The 23,852-nt window shown below is 70.7% G+C and carries 25 protein-coding genes, 1 tRNA gene and 4 pseudogenes; 18 read left to right on the forward strand and 12 right to left on the reverse strand.

Annotated elements, in window-relative coordinates:
• Positions 1-46 precede the first annotated feature (46 nt).
• The gene (locus tag AC6CKD_RS14055) at positions 47-589 is read left to right on the forward strand and encodes a peptidase inhibitor family I36 protein (RefSeq protein WP_498327521.1); all 543 of its coding nucleotides are present in this window, start codon (positions 47-49) and stop codon (positions 587-589) included.
• Here the strand turns inward: AC6CKD_RS14055 and AC6CKD_RS14060 are convergent.
• Positions 570-1,460, reverse strand: coding sequence for a potassium channel family protein (locus tag AC6CKD_RS14060; RefSeq protein ID WP_498327522.1), 891 nt, complete (start codon positions 1,458-1,460; stop codon positions 570-572). The genes AC6CKD_RS14055 and AC6CKD_RS14060 overlap by 20 nt on opposite strands.
• A 72-nt stretch (positions 1,461-1,532) precedes the next feature.
• Positions 1,533-4,265 (reverse strand): pyruvate dehydrogenase (acetyl-transferring), homodimeric type, encoded by a 2,733-nt coding sequence (aceE, locus tag AC6CKD_RS14065; protein ID WP_498327524.1) that lies wholly within the window; start codon positions 4,263-4,265, stop codon positions 1,533-1,535.
• A 437-nt stretch (positions 4,266-4,702) separates the two neighbouring features.
• On the opposite strand from aceE, the gene AC6CKD_RS14070 reads away from it, so the two are divergent.
• The 6 genes from AC6CKD_RS14070 to AC6CKD_RS14095 all read left to right on the forward strand — a co-directional run bounded on the left by AC6CKD_RS14070 (position 4,703) and on the right by AC6CKD_RS14095 (position 9,275).
• On the forward strand, positions 4,703-5,128 hold the full coding sequence (locus AC6CKD_RS14070; RefSeq protein ID WP_243329420.1) for a DUF3052 domain-containing protein: 426 nt from the start codon (positions 4,703-4,705) through the stop codon (positions 5,126-5,128).
• 183 nt (positions 5,129-5,311) lie between these two features.
• On the forward strand, positions 5,312-5,770 hold the full coding sequence (locus tag AC6CKD_RS14075) for a peroxiredoxin (RefSeq protein WP_498327526.1): 459 nt from the start codon (positions 5,312-5,314) through the stop codon (positions 5,768-5,770).
• Between the two features lie 160 nt (positions 5,771-5,930).
• Positions 5,931-6,506 (forward strand): TerD family protein, encoded by a 576-nt coding sequence (locus AC6CKD_RS14080; protein ID WP_327252569.1) that lies wholly within the window; start codon positions 5,931-5,933, stop codon positions 6,504-6,506.
• A 154-nt stretch (positions 6,507-6,660) separates the two neighbouring features.
• Complete coding sequence (locus tag AC6CKD_RS14085; protein WP_478688506.1) at positions 6,661-7,236, forward strand: TerD family protein; 576 nt, start codon at positions 6,661-6,663, stop codon at positions 7,234-7,236.
• A gap of 25 nt (positions 7,237-7,261) precedes the next feature.
• Entirely contained in the window at positions 7,262-8,377 is a 1,116-nt protein-coding gene (locus AC6CKD_RS14090; RefSeq protein WP_498327590.1) for a DUF475 domain-containing protein, read from the forward strand.
• A gap of 157 nt (positions 8,378-8,534) precedes the next feature.
• Entirely contained in the window at positions 8,535-9,275 is a 741-nt protein-coding gene (locus AC6CKD_RS14095; RefSeq protein WP_498327528.1) for a TerD family protein, read from the forward strand.
• A 33-nt stretch (positions 9,276-9,308) separates the two neighbouring features.
• Here AC6CKD_RS14095 and AC6CKD_RS14100 read toward each other — a convergent pair whose 3' ends face one another.
• Entirely contained in the window at positions 9,309-10,073 is a 765-nt protein-coding gene (locus AC6CKD_RS14100) for a TerD family protein (protein ID WP_498327591.1), read from the reverse strand.
• 193 nt (positions 10,074-10,266) lie between these two features.
• On the opposite strand from AC6CKD_RS14100, the gene AC6CKD_RS14105 reads away from it, so the two are divergent.
• Genes AC6CKD_RS14105 through AC6CKD_RS14120 form a run of 4 tightly spaced genes read left to right on the forward strand, consistent with a single transcriptional unit; the run spans position 10,267 to position 15,554 of the window.
• A complete protein-coding gene (locus tag AC6CKD_RS14105; protein WP_498327529.1) occupies positions 10,267-11,433 on the forward strand; it encodes an HpcH/HpaI aldolase/citrate lyase family protein in 1,167 nt (388 codons plus the stop codon).
• 32 nt (positions 11,434-11,465) lie between these two features.
• On the forward strand, positions 11,466-14,048 hold the full coding sequence (locus AC6CKD_RS14110; protein WP_498327593.1) for a phosphoribosyltransferase: 2,583 nt from the start codon (positions 11,466-11,468) through the stop codon (positions 14,046-14,048).
• A complete protein-coding gene (locus AC6CKD_RS14115) occupies positions 14,045-14,875 on the forward strand; it encodes an HAD family hydrolase (protein WP_498327530.1) in 831 nt (276 codons plus the stop codon). The genes AC6CKD_RS14110 and AC6CKD_RS14115 overlap by 4 nt, the downstream gene beginning before the upstream one ends.
• A gap of 19 nt (positions 14,876-14,894) precedes the next feature.
• The gene (locus AC6CKD_RS14120; protein WP_498327531.1) at positions 14,895-15,554 is read left to right on the forward strand and encodes an O-methyltransferase; all 660 of its coding nucleotides are present in this window, start codon (positions 14,895-14,897) and stop codon (positions 15,552-15,554) included.
• Between the two features lie 21 nt (positions 15,555-15,575).
• Here AC6CKD_RS14120 and AC6CKD_RS14125 read toward each other — a convergent pair whose 3' ends face one another.
• From AC6CKD_RS14125 to AC6CKD_RS14135, 3 genes are all read right to left on the reverse strand, one after another.
• Positions 15,576-15,794: an FmdB family zinc ribbon protein gene (locus AC6CKD_RS14125; RefSeq protein WP_498327533.1), complete on the reverse strand. Its 219-nt coding sequence runs from the start codon at positions 15,792-15,794 to the stop codon at positions 15,576-15,578.
• Positions 15,795-16,028: 234 nt separating this feature from the next.
• Positions 16,029-16,565, reverse strand: a complete 537-nt coding sequence (locus AC6CKD_RS14130) for a DUF4383 domain-containing protein (protein WP_498327594.1) — start codon at positions 16,563-16,565, stop codon at positions 16,029-16,031.
• A 341-nt stretch (positions 16,566-16,906) separates the two neighbouring features.
• On the reverse strand, positions 16,907-18,154 hold the full coding sequence (locus tag AC6CKD_RS14135; RefSeq protein WP_498327534.1) for a hypothetical protein: 1,248 nt from the start codon (positions 18,152-18,154) through the stop codon (positions 16,907-16,909).
• Between the two features lie 116 nt (positions 18,155-18,270).
• Between AC6CKD_RS14135 and AC6CKD_RS14140 the strand changes: the two genes are divergently transcribed.
• Positions 18,271-18,345: transfer RNA gene (locus AC6CKD_RS14140), tRNA-Val, on the forward strand.
• 59 nt (positions 18,346-18,404) lie between these two features.
• Here AC6CKD_RS14140 and AC6CKD_RS14145 read toward each other — a convergent pair.
• Positions 18,405-18,536 (reverse strand): annotated as a pseudogene (locus tag AC6CKD_RS14145) (site-specific integrase); the annotation flags it as partial.
• A gap of 14 nt (positions 18,537-18,550) precedes the next feature.
• Here AC6CKD_RS14145 and AC6CKD_RS14150 point away from each other — a divergent pair.
• The 4 genes and pseudogenes from AC6CKD_RS14150 to AC6CKD_RS14165 all read left to right on the forward strand — a co-directional run.
• Positions 18,551-18,808 (forward strand): annotated as a pseudogene (locus AC6CKD_RS14150) (RRQRL motif-containing zinc-binding protein); the annotation flags it as partial.
• Positions 18,782-19,084: a hypothetical protein gene (locus AC6CKD_RS14155; RefSeq protein WP_498327597.1), complete on the forward strand. Its 303-nt coding sequence runs from the start codon at positions 18,782-18,784 to the stop codon at positions 19,082-19,084. The pseudogene AC6CKD_RS14150 and the gene AC6CKD_RS14155, both read left to right, overlap by 27 nt.
• A pseudogene (locus AC6CKD_RS14160) lies at positions 19,081-19,266 on the forward strand (DUF6251 family protein); the annotation flags it as partial. The gene AC6CKD_RS14155 and the pseudogene AC6CKD_RS14160, both read left to right, overlap by 4 nt.
• A 354-nt stretch (positions 19,267-19,620) precedes the next feature.
• Positions 19,621-19,968, forward strand: a complete 348-nt coding sequence (locus tag AC6CKD_RS14165; RefSeq protein ID WP_498327536.1) for a hypothetical protein — start codon at positions 19,621-19,623, stop codon at positions 19,966-19,968.
• 35 nt (positions 19,969-20,003) lie between these two features.
• On the opposite strand, the gene AC6CKD_RS14170 is transcribed toward AC6CKD_RS14165, so the two are convergent.
• A complete protein-coding gene (locus AC6CKD_RS14170; RefSeq protein WP_498327538.1) occupies positions 20,004-20,669 on the reverse strand; it encodes a response regulator in 666 nt (221 codons plus the stop codon).
• 9 nt (positions 20,670-20,678) lie between these two features.
• Between AC6CKD_RS14170 and AC6CKD_RS14175 the strand changes: the two are divergent.
• Positions 20,679-20,855 (forward strand): annotated as a pseudogene (locus AC6CKD_RS14175) (hypothetical protein); the annotation flags it as partial.
• Positions 20,856-20,975: 120 nt separating this feature from the next.
• A complete protein-coding gene (locus tag AC6CKD_RS14180; RefSeq protein WP_498327595.1) occupies positions 20,976-21,209 on the forward strand; it encodes a DUF2277 family protein in 234 nt (77 codons plus the stop codon).
• A gap of 265 nt (positions 21,210-21,474) precedes the next feature.
• On the opposite strand, the gene AC6CKD_RS14185 is transcribed toward AC6CKD_RS14180, so the two are convergent.
• From AC6CKD_RS14185 to AC6CKD_RS14200, 4 genes are all read right to left on the reverse strand, one after another.
• The gene (locus tag AC6CKD_RS14185; protein ID WP_498327539.1) at positions 21,475-21,810 is read right to left on the reverse strand and encodes a universal stress protein; all 336 of its coding nucleotides are present in this window, start codon (positions 21,808-21,810) and stop codon (positions 21,475-21,477) included.
• The gene (locus tag AC6CKD_RS14190; RefSeq protein ID WP_498327540.1) at positions 21,747-22,124 is read right to left on the reverse strand and encodes a universal stress protein; all 378 of its coding nucleotides are present in this window, start codon (positions 22,122-22,124) and stop codon (positions 21,747-21,749) included. The genes AC6CKD_RS14185 and AC6CKD_RS14190 overlap by 64 nt, the downstream gene beginning before the upstream one ends.
• Before the next feature lie 176 nt (positions 22,125-22,300).
• Positions 22,301-22,816, reverse strand: a complete 516-nt coding sequence (locus AC6CKD_RS14195) for a hypothetical protein (protein WP_498327542.1) — start codon at positions 22,814-22,816, stop codon at positions 22,301-22,303.
• 340 nt (positions 22,817-23,156) lie between these two features.
• Positions 23,157-23,783: a DedA family protein gene (locus AC6CKD_RS14200; protein WP_498327543.1), complete on the reverse strand. Its 627-nt coding sequence runs from the start codon at positions 23,781-23,783 to the stop codon at positions 23,157-23,159.
• Between the last annotated feature and the right edge of the window lie 69 nt (positions 23,784-23,852).

Raw genomic sequence — 23,852 nt, forward strand, 5'->3', positions numbered from 1 at the left:
TCGGAAACGGTCCGGGGCCCGTACGTCCACCAGGAGCTGACCCGTCATGCGTACGTGGAACACCACTTTCTCCGGGCGCACCGCCGCCACGGCCACGGTGCTCGCCGCCACTCTGTTGATCCCGGGCACCGCGGAATCCGCCCACGCGGCGGGCCGCGCCCCGGGCCTCAATCCGGCGCGGGCGCAGGGTCCGGCCCAGGCGCAGGTCCAGGCGCAGGCCCAGGCCCGCGCCGATGCCCCGGTTCCGGTACGGGCCTCCGGGGGGACGAAGGGACGGACGAAGGGGCGGGCCGCCGGGCCGCCGGCGCTCGGGGCGTGCGCCACCGGGCAGCTGTGCCTGTGGGCGAAGCCCGAGTTCAAGGGCGCCCGCACCACCCACGAGCTCAGCACCCTCGACATCAACAGCTGTACCGCCCTGGCCGCCGGGACCACCTCGCAGTCCCTCACCAACCGGACCGGCCGCCCGGTCACCACCTACCAGTCGGCCGAGTGCGCCGAGACCGGAGAGTTCCAGACCTACCCGGGCGACGGCGTGTGGCTGCCCCAGTCGCCCTACCAGGTCAGGGCGTTCAAGGTGTGGGAGCGCTGACGGCCCCGCCGCCCGCCTGGACCGGCCCGCCCTGGGCGCCGATGCCCGCGCCCGGGCCGGGCTCCCGGGCGGGCACCGGGGCCTGCGGGAGCCCGCCGGCCCCGGCGAGGCCGGTCACCGGCGCGGACCCGGCCGCCCCGGCGGGAGCCGCCCCGCCGAGCCGGGCGACCTCGGCGCGCAGCGCCCGTACCTCTGCCGCCAGTTCGGAGATCGCCGCCGTCTGGGCGCGCTCCACCCGGTCGTCGCGTTCGAAGCGGGAGATGAACCAGGCCGCGATGTTGGCGGTCACCACACCCAGCAGCGCGATCCCGGACAGCATCAGCCCCACCGCCAGCAGCCGGCCGAGCCCGGTGGTGGGGGAGTGGTCCCCGTACCCGACCGTCGTCATCGTGGTCACCGACCACCACAGGGCGTCCCCGAGGTTCTTGATGTTGCCGTCGGGTGCGTCCCGCTCCACGCTCAGCACCGCGAGCGAGCCGAACATCAGCAGCCCGACCACCGAGCCCGCCACGTACGTGGTGAGCCGGATCTGCGGGGCCATCCGAGCCCGCCGGCCCACCAGCATCAGGGTGGAGACCACGCGCAGCAGCCGCAGCGGCTGGATCATCGGCAGCACCACCGCCACCAGGTCCAGCCAGTGGGTCCGTACGAAGCCCCTCTTCGACCGCGCCAGGCCCAGCCTGACCAGGTAGTCGGCGGCGAAGGCGGCCCACACCACCCACTCGGCGTGCCTGCACGCGCGGTGCACCGCCGGGCTCGCTTCGGGCAGGACGATGGGCACCGCGTAGGCCACGGCGAAACCCAGGGCGAGCACGAGCAGCGGGGTCTGCGTCCGGCGCTCCCACCGCGCCTGGGGAGAGGGTTGCTTCATGGGGAGCATCGTAAGGAACGCGTAAGGGCGCCGGGACAGGTGTCCCGGCGCCCGCTCGCTCGAAGGCGACTGCTACGCGTCGCCGCCCGCCGCGCCCGGGTCGGCCGCCCGGACGTCCAGCAGCTGGTACCGGTCGATCGCCTGCTTCAGCGCCGAGCGGTCGATCTTGCCTTCCTTGGCCAGCTCGGTCAGCACCGAGAGGACCACCGACTGCGCGTCGATGTGGAAGAAGCGCCGGGCCGCGCCCCGCGTGTCCGCGAAGCCGAAGCCGTCCGCGCCCAGCGAGGTGTACGGGCCGGGCACCCAGCGCGAGATCTGGTCCGGGACCGCCCGCATCCAGTCGGAGACCGCCACGAACGGACCCTCCGCGCCGGACAGCTTGCTCGTCACGTACGGGACGCGCTGCTCCTCCTCCGGGTGGAGCAGGTTGTGCTCCTCCACGGCGACGGCCTCGCGGCGCAGCTCGTTCCAGGAGGTCGCCGACCAGACGTCCGCCCTGACGTTCCACTCGGCGGCCAGGATCCGCTGCGCCTCCAGCGCCCACGGCACCGCCACGCCCGAAGCCATGATCTGGGCGCCGACGGATCCGGAGGTGCCCTCCGAGATCCGGTGGATGCCGCGCAGGATGCCGTCCACGTCCACGCCGGCCGGCTCGGCCGGGTGCTGGATGGGCTCGTTGTAGACCGTCAGGTAGTAGAAGACGTCCTCGGCGTCGGGGCCGTACATCCGCCGCAGACCGTCCTTGACGATGTGCGCGATCTCGTACCCGTACGCCGGGTCGTACGCCACACAGCCCGGGTTCGTCGAGGCCAGCAGCTGCGAATGACCGTCGGCGTGCTGCAGGCCCTCACCCGTGAGGGTGGTCCGGCCGGCGGTCGCGCCGAGGACGAAGCCGCGTGCCAGCTGGTCCGCCATCTGCCAGAACTGGTCACCCGTGCGCTGGAATCCGAACATCGAGTAGAAGACGTAGACAGGAATCAGCGGTTCGCCGTGCGTCGCGTACGCCGAACCCGCGGCGATCAGCGAGGCGGTGCAGCCCGCCTCCGAGATGCCGTCGTGCAGCATCTGGCCGGTCGGCGACTCCTTGTACGCGAGCAGCAGGTCGCGGTCGACCGCCTCGTACTGCTGGCCCAGCGGGTTGTAGATCTTGGCGCTCGGGAAGAACGCGTCCATGCCGAAGGTGCGGTACTCGTCGGGGGCGATCAGCACGAAGCGCTTGCCGATCTCCTTGTCCCGCATGAGGTCCTTCAGGATGCGGACGAAGGCCATGGTGGTGGCGATCGACTGCTGGCCCGAGCCCTTCTTGGCGGCCGCGTACGTGGCGTCGCCCGGGAGCTGCAGCGGCTTCGCGCGCACCACGCGGGTCGGCACGTAGCCGCCGAGGGCGCTGCGGCGGTCGTGCATGTACTGGATCTCGGGGGAGTTGCGGCCCGGGTGGTAGTACGGCGGCGCGCCGTCCTCCAGCTGGGCGTCCGTGATCGGGATGTGCAGGCGGTCGCGGAACCGCTTGAGGTCGTCGGCCGTCAGCTTCTTCATCTGGTGGGTCGCGTTGCGGCCCTCGAAGTTGGGGCCGAGGGTCCAGCCCTTGACCGTCTGGGCGAGGATCACCGTCGGCTGGCCCTTGTGGGCCTTGGCCGCCGCGTACGCCGCGTAGACCTTCTTGTGGTCGTGGCCGCCGCGTCCCAGGTGCTGGATCTGCTGGTCGGTCATGTTCTCGACCATCGCGCGCAGCCGGTGGTCGTCGCCGAAGAAGTGGTCGCGGATGTACGCGCCCGTCTCGGTGGCGTACGTCTGGAACTGGCCGTCCGGGGTGGTGTTCAGCTTGTTGACCAGGATGCCGTCGCGGTCCTGGGCCAGCAGCGGGTCCCAGGAGCGGTCCCAGATCAGCTTGATGACGTTCCAGCCGGCGCCGCGGAACTGCGACTCCAGCTCCTGCATGATCTTGCCGTTGCCGCGGACCGGGCCGTCGAGGCGCTGCAGGTTGCAGTTGACGACGAAGGTCAGGTTGTCGAGGTGCTCGCGGGCCGCGATGGAGAGCTGGCCGAGCGACTCCGGCTCGTCCATCTCGCCGTCGCCGAGGTACGCCCATACGTGTGACTTGGAGGTGTCCGCGATTCCGCGGGCCTCCATGTACCGGTTCATCCGGGCCTGGTAGATCGCACCGAGCGGGCCGAGGCCCATCGAGACGGTCGGGAACTCCCAGAAGTCCGGCATGAGCCGCGGGTGCGGGTAGCTGGAGAGGCCGTACGGGGCCTTCGACTTCTCCTGGCGGAACGCGTCGAGCTGCTGCTCGGAGAGCCGGTCCAGGAGGTAGGCGCGGGCGTAGATGCCGGGCGAGGCGTGGCCCTGGAAGAAGATCTGGTCGCCGCCGTCGCCCTCGTCCTTGCCCCGGAAGAAGTGGTTGAAGCCCACGTCGTAGAGGGAGGCGGAGGAGGCGAAGGTGGCGATGTGGCCGCCGACTCCGATCCCCGGGCGCTGGGCGCGCGACACCATGACGGCCGCGTTCCACCGGGTGGCGTTGAGGACCTTGCGCTCGATCTCCTCGTTGCCGGGGAAGAAGGGCTCGTCCTTGGTGGCGATCGTGTTGACGTAGTCCGTGGAGCGCATCTCGGGCACGGCCACGCGCTTCTCGCGGGCCCGCTCCATCAGCCGCAGCATGAGGTAGCGGGCGCGCTCACGGCCCCGCTCGTCGACGGCGGCGTCCAGGGAGTCGAGCCACTCCTGCGTCTCTTCCGGATCGAAGTCCGGTACCTGACTCGGCAGGCCACCAATGATGATCGGATTGCGATCGGATGCGGAAGCCACGCTGTTCCTTCGCTGTCGGGGGAGTCGTGCCTTGGGTTCGCCGCCTCCCATGGTCTTACTCTCGGCAGAAATCGTCATCTTTACCGCTGGGTAATCCCTGGAGTGCGGAGGGATTGCGCCGGCAGCGGCGACGACAGGCGCCCAAACCGCAACCTTACGCCCATGTCGATCACCCCCTTCGCAAGGCCGTTCGTCCCTCAAACAGGTGCGAAAGTCCCGAGGCCGTGCCGAATGAGGTGGAATGGTGTGGGATGAATCACCAGGGGTACATCCGGAAGGGCTGAAAGTTGCGGCGAGACGGCCGCAATCGTCACCGTTTCGACGGTCTCGGCGGCCGGGTACTTGCGCGATCCGCCGCGCCCGTGTGGACTACGCCCAATGCTGCGCGTACGCGCGCCGCCGAAGAACATTCACCGAACATGAGCAGGAGGCACCCCGTGAGCGCGACCGCGGACCACGCGGAGAACCTGGCCGCCAGGCTGGGTTTCCAGTCCGAACAGGTGGTCCAGGAGATCGGCTACGACGACGACGTCGATCAGGAATTCCGTGATGCCGTAGAGGATCACGTCACCGAACTCGTCGATGAGGACTACGACGATGTCGCAGACGCGGTTCTGCTGTGGTTCCGGGAGGACGACGGCGACCTGACGGACGCCCTGGTCGATGCGACCGAGCTGGTCGAGGACGGCGCACTGATCCTGCTGGTGACTCCCAAGACCGGCAAGGACGGTTTCGTCGAGGCCAGCGACATCAGCGAGGCCGCCGAGACGGCCGGCCTCTCGCTGGCGAAGGGTCTCCCCGTCGGCAAGGAGTGGACCGCCACCAAGCTGGCGACTCCGAAGACGGCCAAGTCCAAGCGCTGAGCCGCGCCCCGCAGCCATGCGGACACACGCACCCCGTTCGCCGGAAGCTTCCCGGTGGGCGGGGTGCGTGCGTTTCGCGGGCGGAACGGGCGGGACGCGCGGGGGCCCCACAGGCCCGGGACCCATAAGGTGAGATCACCCGAACAGCCCAACGCAGGGATGCGGGACGAAGGGATGCGACAGATGGCGATCGAGGTCGGCAGCAAGGCCCCGGACTTCGAGCTCAAGGACAACCACGGCAGGGTCGTGCGGCTCTCCGACTTCCGGGGGGAGAAGGCCGTCGTGCTGCTCTTCTACCCCTTCGCCTTCACCGGCGTCTGCACCGGCGAGCTCTGCGAGCTGCGCGACCAGCTGCCGCGCTTCCAGAACGACGACGTGCAGCTCCTCGCGGTCTCCAACGACTCCGTGCCCACCCTGCGCGTCTTCGGGGAGCAGGAGGGGCTGGAGTACCCGCTGCTGTCGGACTTCTGGCCGCACGGCGAGGCCTCCCGCTCCTACGGGGTCTTCGACGAGGAGAAGGGCTGCGCCGTGCGCGGCACCTTCGTCATCGACCGCGACGGCATCGTGCGCTGGAGCGTCGTCAACGGGCTGCCCGACGCCCGTGACCTGAACGAGTACATCAAGGCCCTCGACAGCCTCTGAGTCCGTGTCGCAGGCTCATGGGCACGTGCCGCCAGGCACGCGGGCCCGTTCGCCTCGAATAAGCCCGTACAGGCGGGAACCCGTCACTAGGATCGAAACGTTGATCCGGTAGCAATCGCACGACGGGGCCCCGCCCCACACAAAACCTTATGGAGGACCCGTGGGAGTCAGCCTCAGCAAGGGCGGCAACGTCTCGCTGTCCAAGGCCGCGCCGAACCTGACCGCGGTCATCGTCGGTCTGGGCTGGGACGCTCGCACCACCACCGGCGTCGACTTCGACCTCGACGCCAGCGCGATCCTGGCCAATGACCAGGGCAAGGTCACCGGCGACGCGAACTTCGTCTTCTTCAACAACCTGAAGAGCCCCGACGGCTCGGTCGAGCACACCGGTGACAACACCACCGGTGAGGGCGAGGGCGACGACGAGGCGATCAAGGTCAACCTCGCCGGCGTGCCCGCCGACGTGGCCAAGATCGTCTTCCCGGTCTCGATCTACGAGGCCGAGAGCCGCCAGCAGAGCTTCGGCCAGGTCCGCAACGCGTACATCCGCGTCGTGAACCAGGCCGACAACACCGAGCTCGCCCGCTACGACCTGTCGGAGGACGCCTCGACGGAGACCGCCATGGTCTTCGGCGAGCTCTACCGCAACGGTGCGGAGTGGAAGTTCCGTGCCATCGGCCAGGGCTACGCCTCGGGCCTGCGCGGCATCGCGCAGGACTTCGGCGTCAACGTCTGAGCCTGCTCCACCAGGGCAGTCGTCCCATCCGTCCGGCGCCGTGCACTCGTGTGTACGGCGCCGGACCGGCTTTACGGCCGCACCGCGCCGCACGGCCGTACCGTCACAGCACGGCACCGTCACACCGCCACCGTCGTCCGGGGAGGACCACAACATGGGCGTCACACTCGCCAAGGGGGGCAATGTCTCCCTCTCCAAAGCCGCACCGAACCTCACGCGGGTTCTGATCGGCCTCGGATGGGACGCGCGCTCGACCACGGGCGCCGACTTCGACCTCGACGCCAGCGCGCTGCTGTGCAGCAACGGCCGGGTGCTCGGGGACGAGTACTTCGTCTTCTACAACAACCTGAAGAGCCCCGAGGGCTCCGTCGAACACACGGGGGACAACCTCACGGGTGAGGGTGACGGCGACGACGAGTCGCTCATCGTCGACCTCACCAAGGTTCCGGCCGGCGTGGACAAGATCGTCTTCCCCGTCTCGATCCACGAGGCCGAGGCCCGCCGGCAGAGCTTCGGCCAGGTCAGCAATGCCTTCATCCGCGTGGTGAACGAGGCGGACGGCCAGGAGCTGGCCCGCTACGACCTCTCCGAGGACGCTTCCAGCGAGACCGCGATGATCTTCGGCGAGGTCTACCGGTACGGGGGCGAATGGAAGTTCCGCGCGGTGGGGCAGGGGTACGCGTCGGGGCTCCGCGGCATCGCTCTAGACTTCGGGGTCAACGTTTCGTAAAGCCGTACAACACGATGGGATGCCAGTGGTTCTGAAAACCTTCGGCTGGTCGTTCGCAGTCACTGCGCTCGGACTGGTCGCAGCGGTGCTCTACGGGGGGTGGGAGGCTTTCGGGATCGTTGCGATCCTGTCCATCCTTGAGATCTCGCTGTCCTTCGACAATGCGGTGGTCAACGCCGGAATCCTGAAGAAGATGAATGCCTTCTGGCAGAAGATCTTCCTCACGATCGGTGTCCTCATCGCCGTGTTCGGCATGCGTCTGGTCTTCCCGATCGTGATCGTCGCGATCAGCGCCAAGATCGGGCCGATCGAGGCCGTCGAACTCGCGGTGCGCGACCAGGACATGTACAAGCAGCTCGTGACGGACGCCCACCCGTCCATCGCCGCCTTCGGTGGCATGTTCCTGCTGATGATCTTCCTCGACTTCATTTTCGAGGACCGCGACATCAAGTGGCTCGCCTGGCTGGAACGCCCGCTCGCCAAGCTCGGCAAGATCGACATGCTGTCGGCGTGCATCGCGCTGATCGTCCTGCTCGTCACCTCGATGACCTTCGCCGTCAACGCCCACCAGCACGGCGGCACTCATGTGGACAAGGCGCAGACGGTCCTGATCTCCGGCGTTCTCGGCCTGATCACCTACATGGTCGTCGGCGGCCTCTCCGGCTACTTCGAGAACAAGCTGGAGGAAGAGGAGGAGCACGAACACGAGATCGAGGAAGCGGCGAAGAAGAGCGGCAAGCCCGTCTCGGCCGTCGCCATGGCCGGCAAGGCCGCGTTCTTCATGTTCCTCTACCTCGAAGTCCTCGACGCCTCCTTCTCCTTCGACGGCGTCATCGGCGCCTTCGCCATCACCAGTGACATCGTGATCATGGCGATCGGCCTCGGTGTCGGTGCCATGTACGTCCGGTCGCTGACGGTCTACCTGGTCCGCCAGGGCACCCTCGACGACTACGTCTACCTGGAGCACGGCGCGCACTACGCCATCGGCGCGCTCGCCGTCATCCTGCTCGTCACCATCCAGTACGAGATCAACGAGGTCATCACCGGCCTCGTCGGCGTCGTCCTGATCGGGTGGTCCTTCTGGTCCTCGGTGCGCCGCAACAAGCGCCTGGAACTGGAGGGTTCCACCGCCGAGGCATGATCGCGGCGGTAATGCGGAACGCTCAAGTGCGGGGCGGTCCGGAAGGTCCACGGACCTTCCGGACCGCCCCGTCCGCACGTGGGCACGTCGGCGTGCCCGGATGACGGCATGTCGCCAGGGGGCCAAGCGCGCCACAGGGATCAGGGGGGTTGTGGAGATGGGATTCTTCGACGGCATCAGGGGCAGCCGCGGCACGCAGTTCCAGTCGGGCAGCGCCTCGTCGAACGCGATCGAGCTGACCAAACGCCGTCCGACGGTATCGCTGACCAAACAGGGGGCGGTGCACGGCAATCTGCGCGTGAACCTCTCCTGGCGGATGCGGACCTCGGACATAGGCGGCCGCAGCGCCGGCCAGAGCGGGCAGCTCTTCCGGCATCCGTTCAAGCTGTTCAAGCCCGACATGGTGCAGGCGCACACCCAGGGCATGGTCAACGTCGACCTCGACATCGGCTGTCTCTACGAGCTGACCGACGGCACCCGGGGCGTCGTCCAGCCGCTGGGGAACCTGCACGGCGACATCAACAGCCCGCCGTACGTGAAGCTCAGCGGGGACGACCGGTTCGGGGCGCCCTCCGGCGAGACGATCTTCGTCAATCTCGACCACGCCGAGGAGATCAAGCGGCTGCTGGTCTTCGTGTACATCTACGACCAGACCCCGGCCTTCGACCGGACGCACGCCCTGGTCACCCTCTACCCGATCACCGGGCCGCGGATCGAGATCCCGCTGGAGGAGCGCCACCCGCACGCCCGCTCCTGCGCCGTCGTCTCCCTGGAGAACATCAAGGGGGAGCTGATCGTGCGGCGCGAGGTCACCTTCGTGTACGGGTTCCAGGCCGAGCTGGACCGGCTGTACGGGTGGGGCCTCCAGTGGGGCCGGGGCTACAAGACGAAGACCTGACGGGGCAGGCCGGGCTCGCGGCCGGGCCGCCGCTCACCGGCGGATGAACTGCGGGCCCTGCGCCGGCAGCCGGAAGGCCGGGTCCCCGGCCGGGGACGGCACCGGGACCTGCGACACCGGCTGCGGGTAGCCGTAGGCGGGCTGGGAGACCGGCGGGGCCTGGGTGGGGGGCGCGTGGGTCGCCGGGACGGCCGGCGGAGCCTGTCCCTGAGCCTGGGGCCCTCCCTGCGCCTGCCCCTGGGCCTCGGGGGCGTTCTCGTCCACGGAGATCCCGTGGTCGGTGGCCAGGCCCACGAGCCCGTTGGAGTAGCCCTCGCCGAGCGCGCGGAACTTCCACGTGTCCCCCCGGCGGTACAGCTCGCCGCAGATCAGCGCCGTCTCGGCGCCCGTCTCCGGCCGCACGTCGAAGTAGGCCAGCGGTTCGGAGCCGCCGGTCGCGGTGGCGTCGTAGAGCAGGATCCGCAGGTCGCGGACCCGCTCGAAGGGGACGTCCTCGGCGGAGGCGACGACGAGGATCCGGTCCACGGCCGGGGTGACGGCCCGCAGGTCCGCCTGGACGGCGTCGGTGATGCCGTCGCCGATCTGCTTCTTCCCGAGCCGCCAGACGGCCCCGGAAGGGTGCCGGGGCTGGTTGTAGAAGACGAAGTCCTCGTCCGAGCGCACGCGCCCGTCCGCTCCCACGAGCAGCGCGGAGGCGTCCACGTCGGGTACGTCGGTGCCCCCGGTCCAGCGCAGCACCGCCCGTACCGCCAAGGCGGCCACGGGGATGTTGGAGCCCTTCTGCATCGCGTGCGTCATGGCGGTCATCCTGCCCTCCCGGGCGGGACCGGGACAATGCGGCCCCCCGTAGACCTTGTCCGGATCGCGAGACCTGGGCATGGTGCAAGAGGGTTACCTGGATTTCATGTGCTTGAGGAACTCTTGACTCGCGTTCGTACGTACTATTACCGGCCATGCCAGATCGGCCGCCGAGCCTGTACGGGGGAAGCACATGCGTCACTTCGGGCACGTATCGCCCACTGTCCGCAAGGACCTCTTCCACCAGGAGCCGGCCGAGTTCACCGCCGCCTCCCCCTCCGCCACGCTCGCGGCCGCCCTGGGGGCCACGCTCTACAGCCCGGCCACCCGCCCCCAGCTCGCCCGCGACATCCGCAAGCAGGCCGGCCTCGGAGTCGTCTCCATGGTCCTCTGCCTGGAGGATTCCATCAGCGACGCGGACGTCGTGGGGGGCGAGGAGAACCTCGTCCGGCAGTTCGCCGCCCTCCACGAGGACCCGGCGGAGCTCCCGCTGCTCTTCATCCGCGTCCGGGAGCCCGAGCAGATCCCCGACCTCGTGCACCGGCTCGGCGGCTCGGCGGCGAGGCTGGCCGGATTCGTACTCCCCAAGTTCAGCGAGAGCCGGGGCGTCGCCTTCCTCGACGCCGTGGCCCAGGCGGAAGCCGCGAGCGGGCAGCCCCGGCTGTACGCGATGCCCGTCCTGGAGACCCCCGAGCTGCTCCACCTGGAGACCCGGGTCGAGGCCCTCGCCGGGATCTCCCGCACGGTCAACAAGTACCGCGAGCGGGTGCTGGCACTGCGCCTCGGCGTGACCGACTTCTGCTCCGCGTACGGGCTGCGGCGCACCCCCGACATGACCGCGTACGACGTCCAGATCGTCGCCGGCGTGATCGCCGACGTGGTCAACGTGCTCAGCCGCGCCGACGGCACCGGCTTCACCGTCACCGGGCCCGTCTGGGAGTACTTCCGCAGCCAGCAGCGCCTCTTCAAGCCGCAGCTGCGCCGCAGCCCCTTCCTGGAGGAGGGCGTCGAAGAGCTGCGCACCGCGCTGATCGAGCACGACCTGGACGGGCTGCTGCGCGAGATCGAGCTCGACCGGGCCAACGGGCTGCTGGGCAAGACCTGCATCCACCCCGCCCACGTCACCCCGGTCCACGCGCTCTCGGTGGTGTCGCACGAGGAGTTCAGCGATGCTCAAGACATCCTGCGCCCCGAGAGCGGAGGTGGCGGAGTGATGCGTTCCGCCTACACGAACAAGATGAACGAGGTGAAGCCCCACCGGGCCTGGGCCGAGCGCACCATGCTGCGCGCCGAGGTCTTCGGTGTGGCGAAGGAGGAGGTCGGCTTCGTCGACCTCCTCACGGCCGGGCTCCAGGTGTGAGCGGGCCGTTGACTGCGAGGAAGGGCAAGAAGATCGAAGCGGTGTGGTCGGGAACATGGGTCGCGGACCGGCTGGGCGTGAGCCTGCAGGAGGGCGCGGGCGATGGTCCGCGGCTGGACGAACTGCTCGGGCTGGCGCTGCGGCGCAACCCCAAGCGGGCGCACCTGCTCGTCTCGCGGATCCTCGGCAAGCACGTCCCGCAGTCCCCGGCGGCCGTGTACGCCGCCGGGTACGGGCTCGGCGAGCGGGTCCGGGAGCTGCTGGGCGAGGCGGAAGCGGCCTCGGCCGTGGTCCTGGGGTACGCGGAGACCGCGACCGGGCTGGGCCACTGCGTGGCCGACGGCCTGGGCAGCGCCCCGTACCTGCACTCCACCCGCCGCCCCGTGCCCGGCGTGGAGGCCGCGGGCGGCTTCGAGGAGGCCCACTCGCACGCCACCTCGCACCTGCTGCTGCCCGAGGACCCGAAGCTGCTGGCGGGCTCGGGCCCGCTGGTCCTCGTCGACGACGAGTTCTCCACCGGCAACACCGTCCTGAACACCATCGCCGACCTCCACGCCCGCCACCCGCGCGGCCACTACGTGGTCGTCGCCCTGGTCGACATGCGCTCCCCGGCCGACCGCGACCGCCTGACGGCCTTCGCCGCCGAGCTGGGCGCCCGCGTGGACCTCATAGCCCTGGCCTCGGGCACGGTCTCCCTGCCGGAGGGGGTGCTGGAGAAGGGCCGGGCGCTCGTGGAGCAGTACGAGGCCGAGGCCGCCGCCGCCCTCGGTGCGGATGCCGCTGCCGGCGCATCGCAGCCCGGGGCCGGGCAAAATCAGCCCCTGCGGCGTTTGAGCAGCGGGGTCATGGGCAGCGCCCCGGCAGACGGCCTGCACGCGGTCACCCGCGTGGAACTGGACTGGCCGGCCGGCATACCCGACGGCGGTCGCCACGGCTTCACCCCCGCGCACCGCGCGGCACTGGACGCCGCCCTGCCCGCCATGGCGGACCGGCTCGAGGCCGCGCTCGGCGCGGACCCCGCCCGGGTCCTCGTACTCGGCAACGAGGAGCTGATGTACGCCCCGCTGCGCCTCGCGCAGGCCCTGGAGGCGTCCGGCGCCGCGGCAGCGCCGGTCGAGGTGCGCTTCTCCACCACCACCCGCTCGCCGGTGCTCGCCGTGGACGACCCCGGCTACGCGATCCGCACGCGGCTCGTCTTCCCCGCCCACGACGACCCGGCCGACGGGCCCGGAGACCGGTACGCGTACAACGTCGTCGCCAGTACGGCCTGCGCCGGCTTCGACGCCGTGGTCGCCGTCGTGGACTCGGCCGGGGACACCGCCGAGCTCCGCACCGGTCTCCTCGCGGCCCTCGCGCCGCACACCGGCCGGGTCCTGCTCGCGGTCATACCTTCGTACGTACCCGACCGGCAGGAGCCGATCATGACCGAGCCCGCGCCACAGGGCGAACCGCAGCACGAACCGGTGGGCGAACCCCTGGGCGAACCGCTGCGCGGGCCCGCCTTCTCCTCCTACGCCGCCGAGGACGTCGGCTGGCTGCTCCAGGACCTCTCCGACGTAGAGCTGGAAGCCCCCACCGAGGAGCGCGAGGAGGCCATCCAGGCGGGCGGCGCGCACTACGCGGAATCGCTGCCGGTGGAGTTCCAGCCGTCCCCGGAGTACCAGCAGCTCTACCAGAGCGCGCTGACCGCCTCCGCGGCCCGGATGGCCCGCGCCGTCGGCACCGTCACCGAGACGGTCCTCGCCGAGCGTTCCCCGTCGCCGGTCCTCGTCTCCCTGGCCCGTGCCGGCACCCCCGTGGGCGTGCTGATGCGGCGCTGGGCGCAGGCCCGGCACGGCCTGGACCTGCCGCACTACGCCGTCTCCATCGTGCGCGGCCGGGGCATCGACGCCAACGCGCTGCGCTGGCTGGCCGCCCACCACGACCCGGCCGACATCGTGTTCGTCGACGGCTGGACCGGCAAGGGGGCGATTACCCGCGAACTGCGCGAGGCCCTGGGCGAGTTCGAGGGCTTCAACCCGGAGATCGTGGTCCTCGCCGACCCCGGCTCGTGCGTGGAGACGTACGGCACGCGCGAGGACTTCCTGATCCCCTCCGCCTGTCTCAATTCCACTGTTTCCGGACTGGTCTCGCGTACGGTGCTCAGGTCCGACCTGGTCGGACCCGCCGATTTCCACGGCGCGAAGTTCTACCGCGAGCTCGCCGGGGCCGATGTCTCCGTCGCGTTCGTCGACACCGTCTCCGCGCACTTCGAGGAGGTGGCCGAGGCCGTGGACGCCGAGGTCAAGGAGCTCCTCGCCGCCGACCGCACGCCGACCTGGGTGGGCTGGCGGGCGGTGGAGCGGATCAGCGAGGAGTACGGCATCCACGACGTGAACCTGGTGAAGCCCGGCGTCGGCGAGACCACGCGGGTGCTGCTGCGCCGGGTGCCGTGGAAGATCCTCGCGCAGCGCGGCGCCGGGGCCGACCTGGACCACGTACGCCTCCTCGCGGAGCAGCGGGGCGTGCCGGTGGAAGAGGTCGACGGCCTGCCCTACTCCTGCGTAGGACTCATCCATCCCCGATTCACGCGCGGCGCCACGGGCGCCGACGGAAAGGCTGTGGCCGCCAAGTGACCGTCCTCGTAGCCAGTGACCTCGACCGTACGCTCATCTACTCGACGGCCGCGCTCGGCCTGACCATGCCCGACCCGGTGGCCCCGCGGCTGCTGTGCGTGGAGGTGCACGAGAGCAAGCCGCTGTCGTACATGACGGAGACGGCGGCGGGGCTGCTGGCCGAGCTGTCCGCCGACCCGGGCGCGGTGTTCGTGCCGACCACCACCCGCACCCGCAAGCAGTACCAGCGCATCCGCTTCCCCGGCCGGCCGGCGAAGTACGCGATCTGCGCCAACGGCGGCCAGCTCCTGGTGGACGGGGTCCCGGACCGGGACTGGCGCCGCCAGGTCGCGGCGCGGCTCGCCGCGGAGTCCGTCCCGCTGGAGGAGATGCACGCGCACCTGATGTCCGTGAGCGACCCGGCGTGGCTGCGCAAGGCGCGGGTGGCCGAGGACCTGTTCGCGTACCTGGTCGTGGAGCGGGCGCTGGTCCCCGCGGAGTGGATCAAGACGCTGACGGAATGGTCCGAGGCGCGCGGCTGGACGGTCTCCCTGCAGGGCCGGAAGATCTACGCCGTCCCGCGCCCGCTGACCAAGAGCGCGGCCATGCACGAGGTGGCCCGGCGTACGGAGGCCACGAGCACGCTGGCCGCCGGGGACTCGCTGCTCGACGCGGACCTGCTGCTCGCGGCGGACACGGCCTGGCGGCCGGGCCACGGGGAGCTGGCCGACGCCGGCTGGACGGCGCCGCACGCGACGGCGCTGGCCCAGGCGGGGGTGCTGGCCGGCGAGGAGATCGTGCGCGCGTTCACCCGCGAAGTGGCGCGACTGCGCACGCCTGCCGCCTGACCTTGGGCACACTGGCCCCATGACCAAGGGAAACAGCACCAAGATCACAGACGAGCTCTACCAGTACATGCTCGCGCACAACCCCCCGCTGGACGAGGTCCAGCGGGGGCTGGTGGCGACGACGTACGAGGTGTTCCCGGACGCGGCCGGAATGCAGTCGGCGGAGGAGCAGGGGCCGTTGCTGGCCTTCCTGGTCCGGCTGACCGGTGCGCGGCACATCGTGGAGATCGGCACCTTCACCGGCTTCTCCTCCCTGTCGATGGCGCAGGCCATGCCGGCGGACGGACGCCTCATCGCGTGCGACGTCTCGGAGGAGTGGACGGCGTACGCGCGCGAGGCCTGGGCGAAGGCCGGAGTCGCGGACCGCATCGACCTGCGGATCGCGCCCGCGGTCGAGACGCTGCGCGCGATGCCGGCGGAGCCGCACATCGACCTCGCGTACGTGGACGCGGACAAGCAGAGCCAGATCGCCTACTGGGAGGAGCTCGTGCCGCGGCTGCGCCCGGGCGGTCTCCTCGTCACGGACAACACGCTGTACCACGGCACGGTGCTGGACCCGGCGGCCACCGGTGGGGCGGCGGGGGTCCAGGCCTACAACGACCACGTCGCGGCGGACCCCCGCATGGAGTCGGTGATGCTGGCGATCTCCGACGGCATCACCCTGTCCCGCAAGCGCTAGGCCGTCTCTTTCGGATCTGGCCTAGCCGCACCCGCCCCCACCACAGCAGCCTCCGCCGCCCCCCATGGGCGCGGCCGCGGCGGGGGCTGCGCTGGTCCCGCCGACGGCGACGGCGGAGAGCAGCTTGACGGTATCGGCGTGCCCGGCGGGGCAGTCGGCGGGCGCGGAGGACTCGGCCATGGGCCGACTGACCTCGAAGGTGTCTTCGCAGGTCCGGCAGCGGTATTCGTAACGGGGCATGCGGACAGGCTACGCAGTTCCGACCCCGCACCGGAATCCCCGGGGACGCCGCGGAGCTGTGAGGTACATCCGCCCCGCCGAGCGTTCGAGGCGCGGGGTCTGGGGCGCAGCCCGGGGAACGGGCGGAGGGCGGGTAGCGGACTCCGCCCCGCGCGGCGGCACCCCGCAGCCGTCGCACCGCGGTGTCGGCCCGACCCCGCAGGGGTCAGCGGACCACCGTGCCCGCCGGGGCCCCTACGCGGGCCCGCCGACGGGCCTGCGACTCCCACCTGCCCGCTGCTCCCGAGCCGCCTGCTCGGGGTGGCGGGCACGCCAGTACGGATTGTCGTGCGGCAGGGCGCTGCCCACCCGCCCGTACATGCCGAACCACATGAGCATCACGCCCACCACGAAGCTGAACAGCACGTTGGGGATGTGGAAGGCCAGGAAGTTCAACTTCGTGTCGAGCAGCGCGAGGTTCACGAACCCGCTCGCGATGAACAGCACACCCAGCACGATGTTGAGCGTCGAGGCGAAGTTGCCGCCGATGACCATCCCGATGAACAGCAGCAGCCCGATGCAGATCGACAGGACGCTCAGCGCGCCGTTGGTGTTCAGCGCGAGCACCGTGTCCCCGCCGGTGTCGAAGAATCCGATCCGGTCGATGAGCCCCAGGATCCCGAAGACGACCAGCAGCAGTCCGGTCAGCCCGGCGCCGACCCGGTAGACCTTGCTGAGCCGGTGATCGCTGGGCAGGTGCTCGTCGAGGCGCGCGTTGACGGGACGCATCATGCGCAGCAGGAGCCCGGGCGAGTTCCGCGGTGATGCCGTCGCGTACGGCTCGTGGGCCACGTAGGGGGCGTAGTGCTCATGCGGCTCGTGGCACCCGTAGAGCGCGTGCGCCGCGTACGACTCATGCAGCTCATGCGACTCACGCGGCTCATGGGCTACGGGTGACGACGCCTGTGGCGTGCCGGAGAAGGCCCGAGACCAGCGGGGTCTGTGAAGCCCGTGGCGTCCGTGGCGTCCGTGGGAAGCATGGGCCGTGGCCATGGCGCCCTCCTCTGCTCCGTTCCTGGCCCCTCCAGCATCCGCCGATGCCCCCATCCGGACAACTCCGGCCGGCGCAGCCCTCAGGCGTGGCCGCGCTCGGTCCGGATGTCCGTCACGACCCGCTGCACGGAGGACCGTACGGCCTCCATCTCCTGGAGGAAGGCCCAGTAGTCGGGGTGGCGGTCCTCCAGCGCGGCCAGCGCCCGGGTCACCCGGGCCACCGCGTCGTCCAACGGGCGGGCGTGCCGGTCCTCCGGGACCGTACGGCCCTCCATCGCCAGGCGCTGGGCGTCCCGGATCGCGAACCGGGTGCGCTGCACCTCCGCCTGCGGATCCCGCGCCACCGCCTCCAGCCGGGTCAGCCGGTCCTGCGCCGCCGACACCGCCTCGTCGGTGGCGTCCAGCGCAGCCCGTACCGCGTCGACCAGGGCCGCTACGACGGCCCACTGCTGCTGGTCGCGCGCCCGGCCGGCCTCCGCGAGCCGCTCCTCGGCCTGCGCGACGTCCCGTACCGCCTGCTCCGGCACCTGCTGGAGGTCCTGCCAGCAGGCCGCGCTGAAACGCCGGCGCAGCTCGCTGAGCACCGGGTCCACCCGGTCAGCCCGGTTGCGCAGCGCCTGCGCCCGGGTCCGCAGGCTCACCAGCCGCCGGTCGATCTCCGCGGCCCGCTCCGGGAGCCGCGCGGCCTCGGCCCGTATCGCCTCGGCGTCGCGCAGGATCCGGTCGGCACGCTGCACGGTCTCCTGCACCCCGTGCTGCGCGGCGCCCTGGTTCAGCTTGGTCAGCTCCGGCGCCAGCGCGGCCAGCCGGGCGGCCAGGTCGTCGGCCCGGATCCCCTTGCCCCGCACGTCGTCCAGCGCCGTGCTCGCCGCGAGCAGCGCGGCCCTGGCCCGCTCCCGGGCCGGCGCCACACGCGCCAACTGCGTCTCGGCCCGGTCCAGCAGCGGCTGCAGCCCGAGCGCGAACCGGTCGAGCTCGCCCTTGACCCGTACCAGCTCCTCCTTGGCCCGCGTCAGCTCCTCCCGGGCCCGCGTCGCGGCGGACGCCTCCAACTCCACCCGATCGAGATCGTGCGCGTCGACGGCATTGATGTACACGTGGCTGACCTGGTCGATCCGCTGCCCGAGCGCGACGAACCCCTCACCCACCCGGCGCGCCTCCGGCGAGCCGTCCGCGGCCGCGATCGTCTCGATCGAGATCCGCAGATCCCGCTGCGCGGTGTCCAGCTCGTAGAACGCCGCCGCGGCAGCATCCTTCGCCGCTTGCGCGTCCGCCCGCCGACTCTCGTCCCGCCCGCCGCCGAACCACCGCCGGGGTGCCGTCGTCACAGTCGCCTCTCCCGTACCCGGTCCGTCCGCAATGCCCCTGCCCCGGTCCATTCTCCCCCACGGGAACGGGTTTGCGTGGGGGGTGTGCGCTGCATGTAGGCTGTCCACTCATCCACGGGTGCGTAGCTCAGGGGTAGAGCGCTGCTCTTACAAAGCAGATGTCGGCGGTTCGAAACCGTCCGCGCCCACCAGTACAAAGGCCCCCAACCGATCATGGTTGGGGGCCTTTGACGGTAGTTATTGACGGCAGTCACCCCTGCGGTGCTCGCCGCCGCAGCATCCGGTCCATGTGCCCGATCGCCTCCCGCCGCGCGTCCTCCGAAACGTGCGTGTAGATGTTCATCGTGACGGCGATCTGCGAATGCCCCAGGATCTCCACGACACCCGCGCCACCGGCGGTTTCAGTTACAGGCCCTCGGGCTGCGGCCTGGCGGGCAGGACGTCGCCGGACAGGTCCTGCGCCCACGTTTCCGGCGTGGCCCGCTGCCCGCGTTTCTGTACCGCGTTGACCGGGCCAAGCGGTCCGGCCGATGACCCCGGCCAAGACTGCCGCGCTGGCGAAGGCCACCGCCGCACCTGCCCGCATGCCACCGCGACGCCGGGTACGTCATACCGGCCTCTCTCGGCATGTGCATCCCCTGCGCTTACCCCGAAGGAGCCGGTCCTGACCAGCCCCAGACCACATGGCCCGCCGGCGTCATCGCTCGCTACCTGACCAAGGCGGCAACCGAGATCACCGGCGACCACGAGGCCACCGTTGACGTCAGCCAGGACCGCGACCGGACCACGGCGACCTGCCGGGGCTGTGAGCGGGACGTCTCCGTCTGCCTCAACTACATGACCGAGGGCGCCAAGCGCGACGCCCATAAGCACGCCGAGACCTGCCGCGCCATCCCCCGCCCCACCCCGGCCGCCGGGAGCACACGGTGAACCACCTCCCCGAGCACGCCACCGTCGTCCAGCTCCCGAACGGCACTCACGTCTACACCGAACCCGCCTTTCTGCCCGCCGCGTACGCCGGGCCGCAGGTCGTGCACCAGCACATCCACCGAGCCCCGCCGGACAAGACGGTTCAGCGCATCGCGCTCGGCTCCGGCGTCGGCGCGGTCGCTGCCGACACGAGGCGTGACATGTGCGTGAGCGTTGCAACCCAGGCTGGAAGTCCCGCTCCGAACGAGGATTGGTTGGCGCCACATCTTCTCTGGCTGTGGTGCTGGATGGGCTCAGCACCGCTGGCTTGGACACTGGCTGTCGGCACGGTGCCCGGTGGTACGTGGCCCAACTTGGGGGGCACCTCGTCGCGGCGCTCACGCCGGCGGACAAGTCGCTCTCAGAGGGATTGGCTCAGGCGCTGGAACAGGTCGCGGCCCTCCACCCGACGTGCGACCTGAAGAACCCCGGTATGCCTTCTGCCACGGATGAAGTTGCAGTGATCACGGACGGGGACCCCGGAGCACAGTGCGAGCGTGGCCAGGCTGGTGGCTGCACAGCGTGCGATCCGGACCACGTTGGAGGGTTACTGGGTTGCTTCCGCCCGCCCAGACGCGGCCTTCCCCGCCCTGACGGGGAGCCTGCCGGCGAACGAGGTCCGCGCGGCTGTTGTCCTCTCGGATGGCGTCGCCTGGCTCGTCACCGAATACGAGATGGCTACGTGGGGTGCTGTCTTCCATGAACTCCATACGCATGGCCCAGCATCACTGATCGAAACCGCCCGGAAGGCGGAGACCACCGACCCCCACGGGCGGCGGTGGCCTAGGTACGAGGCCGGCGACGATGCGGCCGTAGCCTTCTGCGTACCCGACAGGGCGGAATGAGCTGCGGGAGGGCGACCAAAGTCGCTCGACCGACCTCACCGGCACCTGCCTTCCCTTGTCGCCGCCCAAATTGAGGGAAGGGTCATCCTGGCCCTCTCCATCAAGTCGATCACGTAATGGACGACGTCATTAGCCTTGCTCGTACCGGCAAAGATCCGTCGATCTACACCCAATTCCGGGTCAAACTTCATCGCGTGAATCAGCACGGGGGTTTTAATTTGGTGCCGCTCCAGTTCACGCAGCATCTTAATTCCTGCTTGCGGATCGCCTTGGCGATCAATGTCACTGAGGATGATGTCGTAGTTCCCTCGCCTCAGTTGTACAAGGGCTTCCTCGGTTGAGCGGGCCGTATCGACGGTCATGTCAACGGTACGGAACAGATTGATCAGGGCGGTGTTCCCCTCGGGGTGGTCGTCAACCCAGAGGATCCTGCCACCAAGGAGGAACTCGGATGCGTGATCGAGCCTGCGGACAACCCCCTTTCTCGCTTCACGGCTGGGGGCCGCATTGTCTTGCGCGGCCGCTCGGTCAAGTAGCGCCTCGGCAAGCTCAACCTCGATGCCGAAGCCTCTAAAAGTCTTCACCTGTGGAAACCGTTGGATGATCGGCTCTCGAAGCGCCAAGAATACGAAGGTGGCGAATGCCACCCATAGAATTCCGGGAACTACACTTACCAGTTCGGCCCAGAATGCTTGCGACACCCAGACATTGTGCGGCACGGGTCGCCCAAGGCCAGCAACCCGCATTCCTTCCGCGCGCCTGAACAGGAACCCACCCAAAGTGGCAAGGCAGGTGAGGCCTCGATTGCGGTCGCAGCCGCAGGACTGCGGCTGCTCGCGGAGCGGCTCTTGAGTCTCGCCAACCCTGACCTCAGGGATGAGTACCACCTTCACTTTGACCCGAGGCTCGGGAGTGGCCTGACTGACGCCCCCAACCGATCTTGGTTGGGGGCTGGCGGGGGGGCGTTGGGTGGTGACGGGGGGTTCGTGGGGCGCGATAGTGGGGGTATGTGTCGATCGATTAAGACGTTGCGTCCGCCCGCGATTCCCGAGAAGGCGACCGAGGAGGAGATACGGGCCGCCGCCCTGCAGTACGTGCGGAAGGTGTCCGGTTTCAGGGCGCCCGCCGCGCACAACCAGGAGGTGTTCGCCGCCGCCGTCGACGCGGTCGCGGAGGCTACGAGGGAGCTTCTGGCGGGGATTCACGTCAGAGGGGCCGGGGCGGCGGCCGAGGCCGGGTAAGGGCTGGGCGGGCGGTCATGCTGCCGCCGGGACGGCGCTCTCCTCCAGGGGGGCCACCGCGACCGGGCAGACGGTGTGGAGGAGTACCGCGTTGGTGACGGAGCCCAGGCGCGGGGAGAGCGGGCGTTTGCGCTGGCGGCCATAACGATCAGGTCCGCGGCCTGGGAGGCGGCGACCAGGTGGCCTGCCGCGTCGCCGGGCGCCGACACCTGCTCGATCTCCACCTCCGGGAACCGCTCGTCGTACGGACGCAGGTGCGCGGCGGTCAGGGCCGCGACCTCGTGGGGGTTGGCGGTCTCACCGTGCGGGGCCGTGGCGATGGCGCCGGCGGTGGTGAAGGTCCGGCCGGGTCAGGCGCGGGCGGCGACGACCTGGAGCCGGGCCCCGCGCAGGGCCGCCTCGCGGAAGCGAAGTAGGTGGTGCTCGCGTCGGGGGTCGCGCTGTTGAGGCCGAGTACGACCTGCCCGTACGGGTCGCGCAGGGGCGGCTCGGCGCGCGGCACGACCGCCACGGGGCAGGCGGCCCGGGCGGCGCAGGCTATGCCGTTCGAGCCGAGGAGGAGGCTGGCGAAGCCGCCGCGGCCGCGCGAGCCGAGGACCATGAGCCGGGCGTCCTCGCCGAGGCCGGGCAGTACGTGGTCGGGGGCGCCGGGGTACGAGGAGTACTCGATCGGAGGAGCCCGGCGCGGCCGTCAAGGGCCTCGCGCACCCGGATCGGTACGGGGTCGTCGTCGAGGCCCGGTGCGCCGAAGGCCCCGGACAGGGCCGCACCGATGGTGTCCATGGAGAGGCGGGCGTGCACCACGCGCAGCGGGGCTCCGACCATCAGGGCCTGGGAGGCGGCCCATTCCAGGGCCCGGTTGCCGTTCGCGGAACCGTCTGCGGCAGCGATCACGGGGCGCGGGCTCTGGTCCATGGCGGGCTTCTTGGGGAGGCGGCGGTGCGTGGACGCAGCCTTGCGGGACTGGGCTCCGGGCGGGAGTGGGGAAAGTCCCGAACGGGGCGGGACCATCGGCCACTCCCGCGACGGGGGAGGGGAGCACGGGGTCGGGTGGGGTGGGGGCGGGTCGAGGTGCGGTGAGCCGGGTCGGCTCAGGAGGCGTGGCCTGTGCGGCGGCGCAGGATCCAGGCGCCCGCGCCCAGTGCACAGGCCACGAGGGAGCCTCCGATCGCGATCTGGCCCGGGCTCATGGAATCGATGCTGCCGCCGAGTCCACCGCGGGCGGCGCCGGGGGTGATGTTCAGCGCCACGGTGACGCGCTCGCCGCCTGGGCCGCCGCACTCGAAGGTGACGGGGTGTGAGCCGGCGCTGATGTTCCGGGAGGTGACGGCGGAGCCGAAGAGGTTGGTGGCCTCGGCGTTGCCGGGGGTCAGCCAGACGTCGCCGAAGGCGCGGGAGGTGGCCTTGCCGGTGCGCGTGCCGCAGCCGGTGACGTTGAGGCTGACCCGGCCCCCGGGGGCGACGTTGGTGGGGGAGACGCTGCCGGAGGGCTGGGCCTGGGCGAGGGTCGGTGGAGCGGCCGCGGCGAAGGCGACGGTCGCGGCGGCGACGGCCAGTAGGCGGGGGAGGGGGCGGTACCGGCGGGGGCTGTGGGGGGTGGCGGACATGGAGAGGACTCCTCGGGCTCCGGGAACGACGCGGCGCGGATTCGAGTGCGCACCGTTCTCTGGACGCTAGGAGCCCGGCGCGGCTGCGGCGATCGCTGCCGGGTGAACGGGTGAGCCACTGCTCCGCCCGGGGGAGGCGGGATGGGTGGGTCGGTGGGTGGATAGGTGGGTGGGTGGGATCTGTGGGGGAGTGGGGGCCGGTCCGGGCCTGGGCCGGGTGGGTTTGGCCCCGTGCTCGGACACGGCCCGACCCCGGCCGCCCCGGTGCTCGGCCTGGCCTCGGGCCTGGTTCTTCCCGCCTCGTTCGCAGTGCTCAGCGAGCCGATCGAGGCGGTGGGGATCAGACGACGCGGGTGGGGAGGGGGCGGCGGACCACGTAGGCGGCCAGGGAGCCTGCGGCGAAGAGGGCGATCAGGGAGACCGCGGTGCCGAGCCAGGTGGTGCCCAGCCACTGGGTGCCGAAGTAGCCGAGGGCGATGCTGTAGCCGGCCCAGGCGATGGCGGCCAGGACCGACCAGGGCAGGAACTCCCTGACCTTGCGGTGGGTCTTGCCCGCGCCGAGGGAGACCACCGAGCGGCCGGCCGGGGCGAAGCGGGCGACCACCACCAGGGCGCCGCCGCCGCGTGCGAGGGCGGTGCCGAGGCGCTCGTGGGCCCGGGTGAGCCGGCGTGAACGGGCGATGGCCCGGTCGAGACGGGCCCCGCCCCGCCGGGCGAGCCGGTACGCGGCCATGTCGCCCAGTACGGAGGCGCTGACGGCCGTCACCAGCAGCGCCAGGATGTCGGGCACCTGGGACTGCACGGGCACGGGCCCGGCGGCCCCGGCTGCCGCTGCGGCGGCAGCAGCAGCCGTGATCACCAGGACCCCGCTCGGCAGCACCGGCAGGAACACGTCGAGCAGGATGGACAGCGCCACGAGGGCGTAGATCCATGGGCTCGAAGTCATCGAGCCCAGAGTCTCAAGCACAGCGGGACTCCCCAGTCCGGTTGACGTGCCTCGGCGTGAGGCGCCGCGACGTCGCGGGGAGCGGCAGGG

It is taken from the genome of Streptomyces sp. GQ60, from assembly GCF_059758875.1.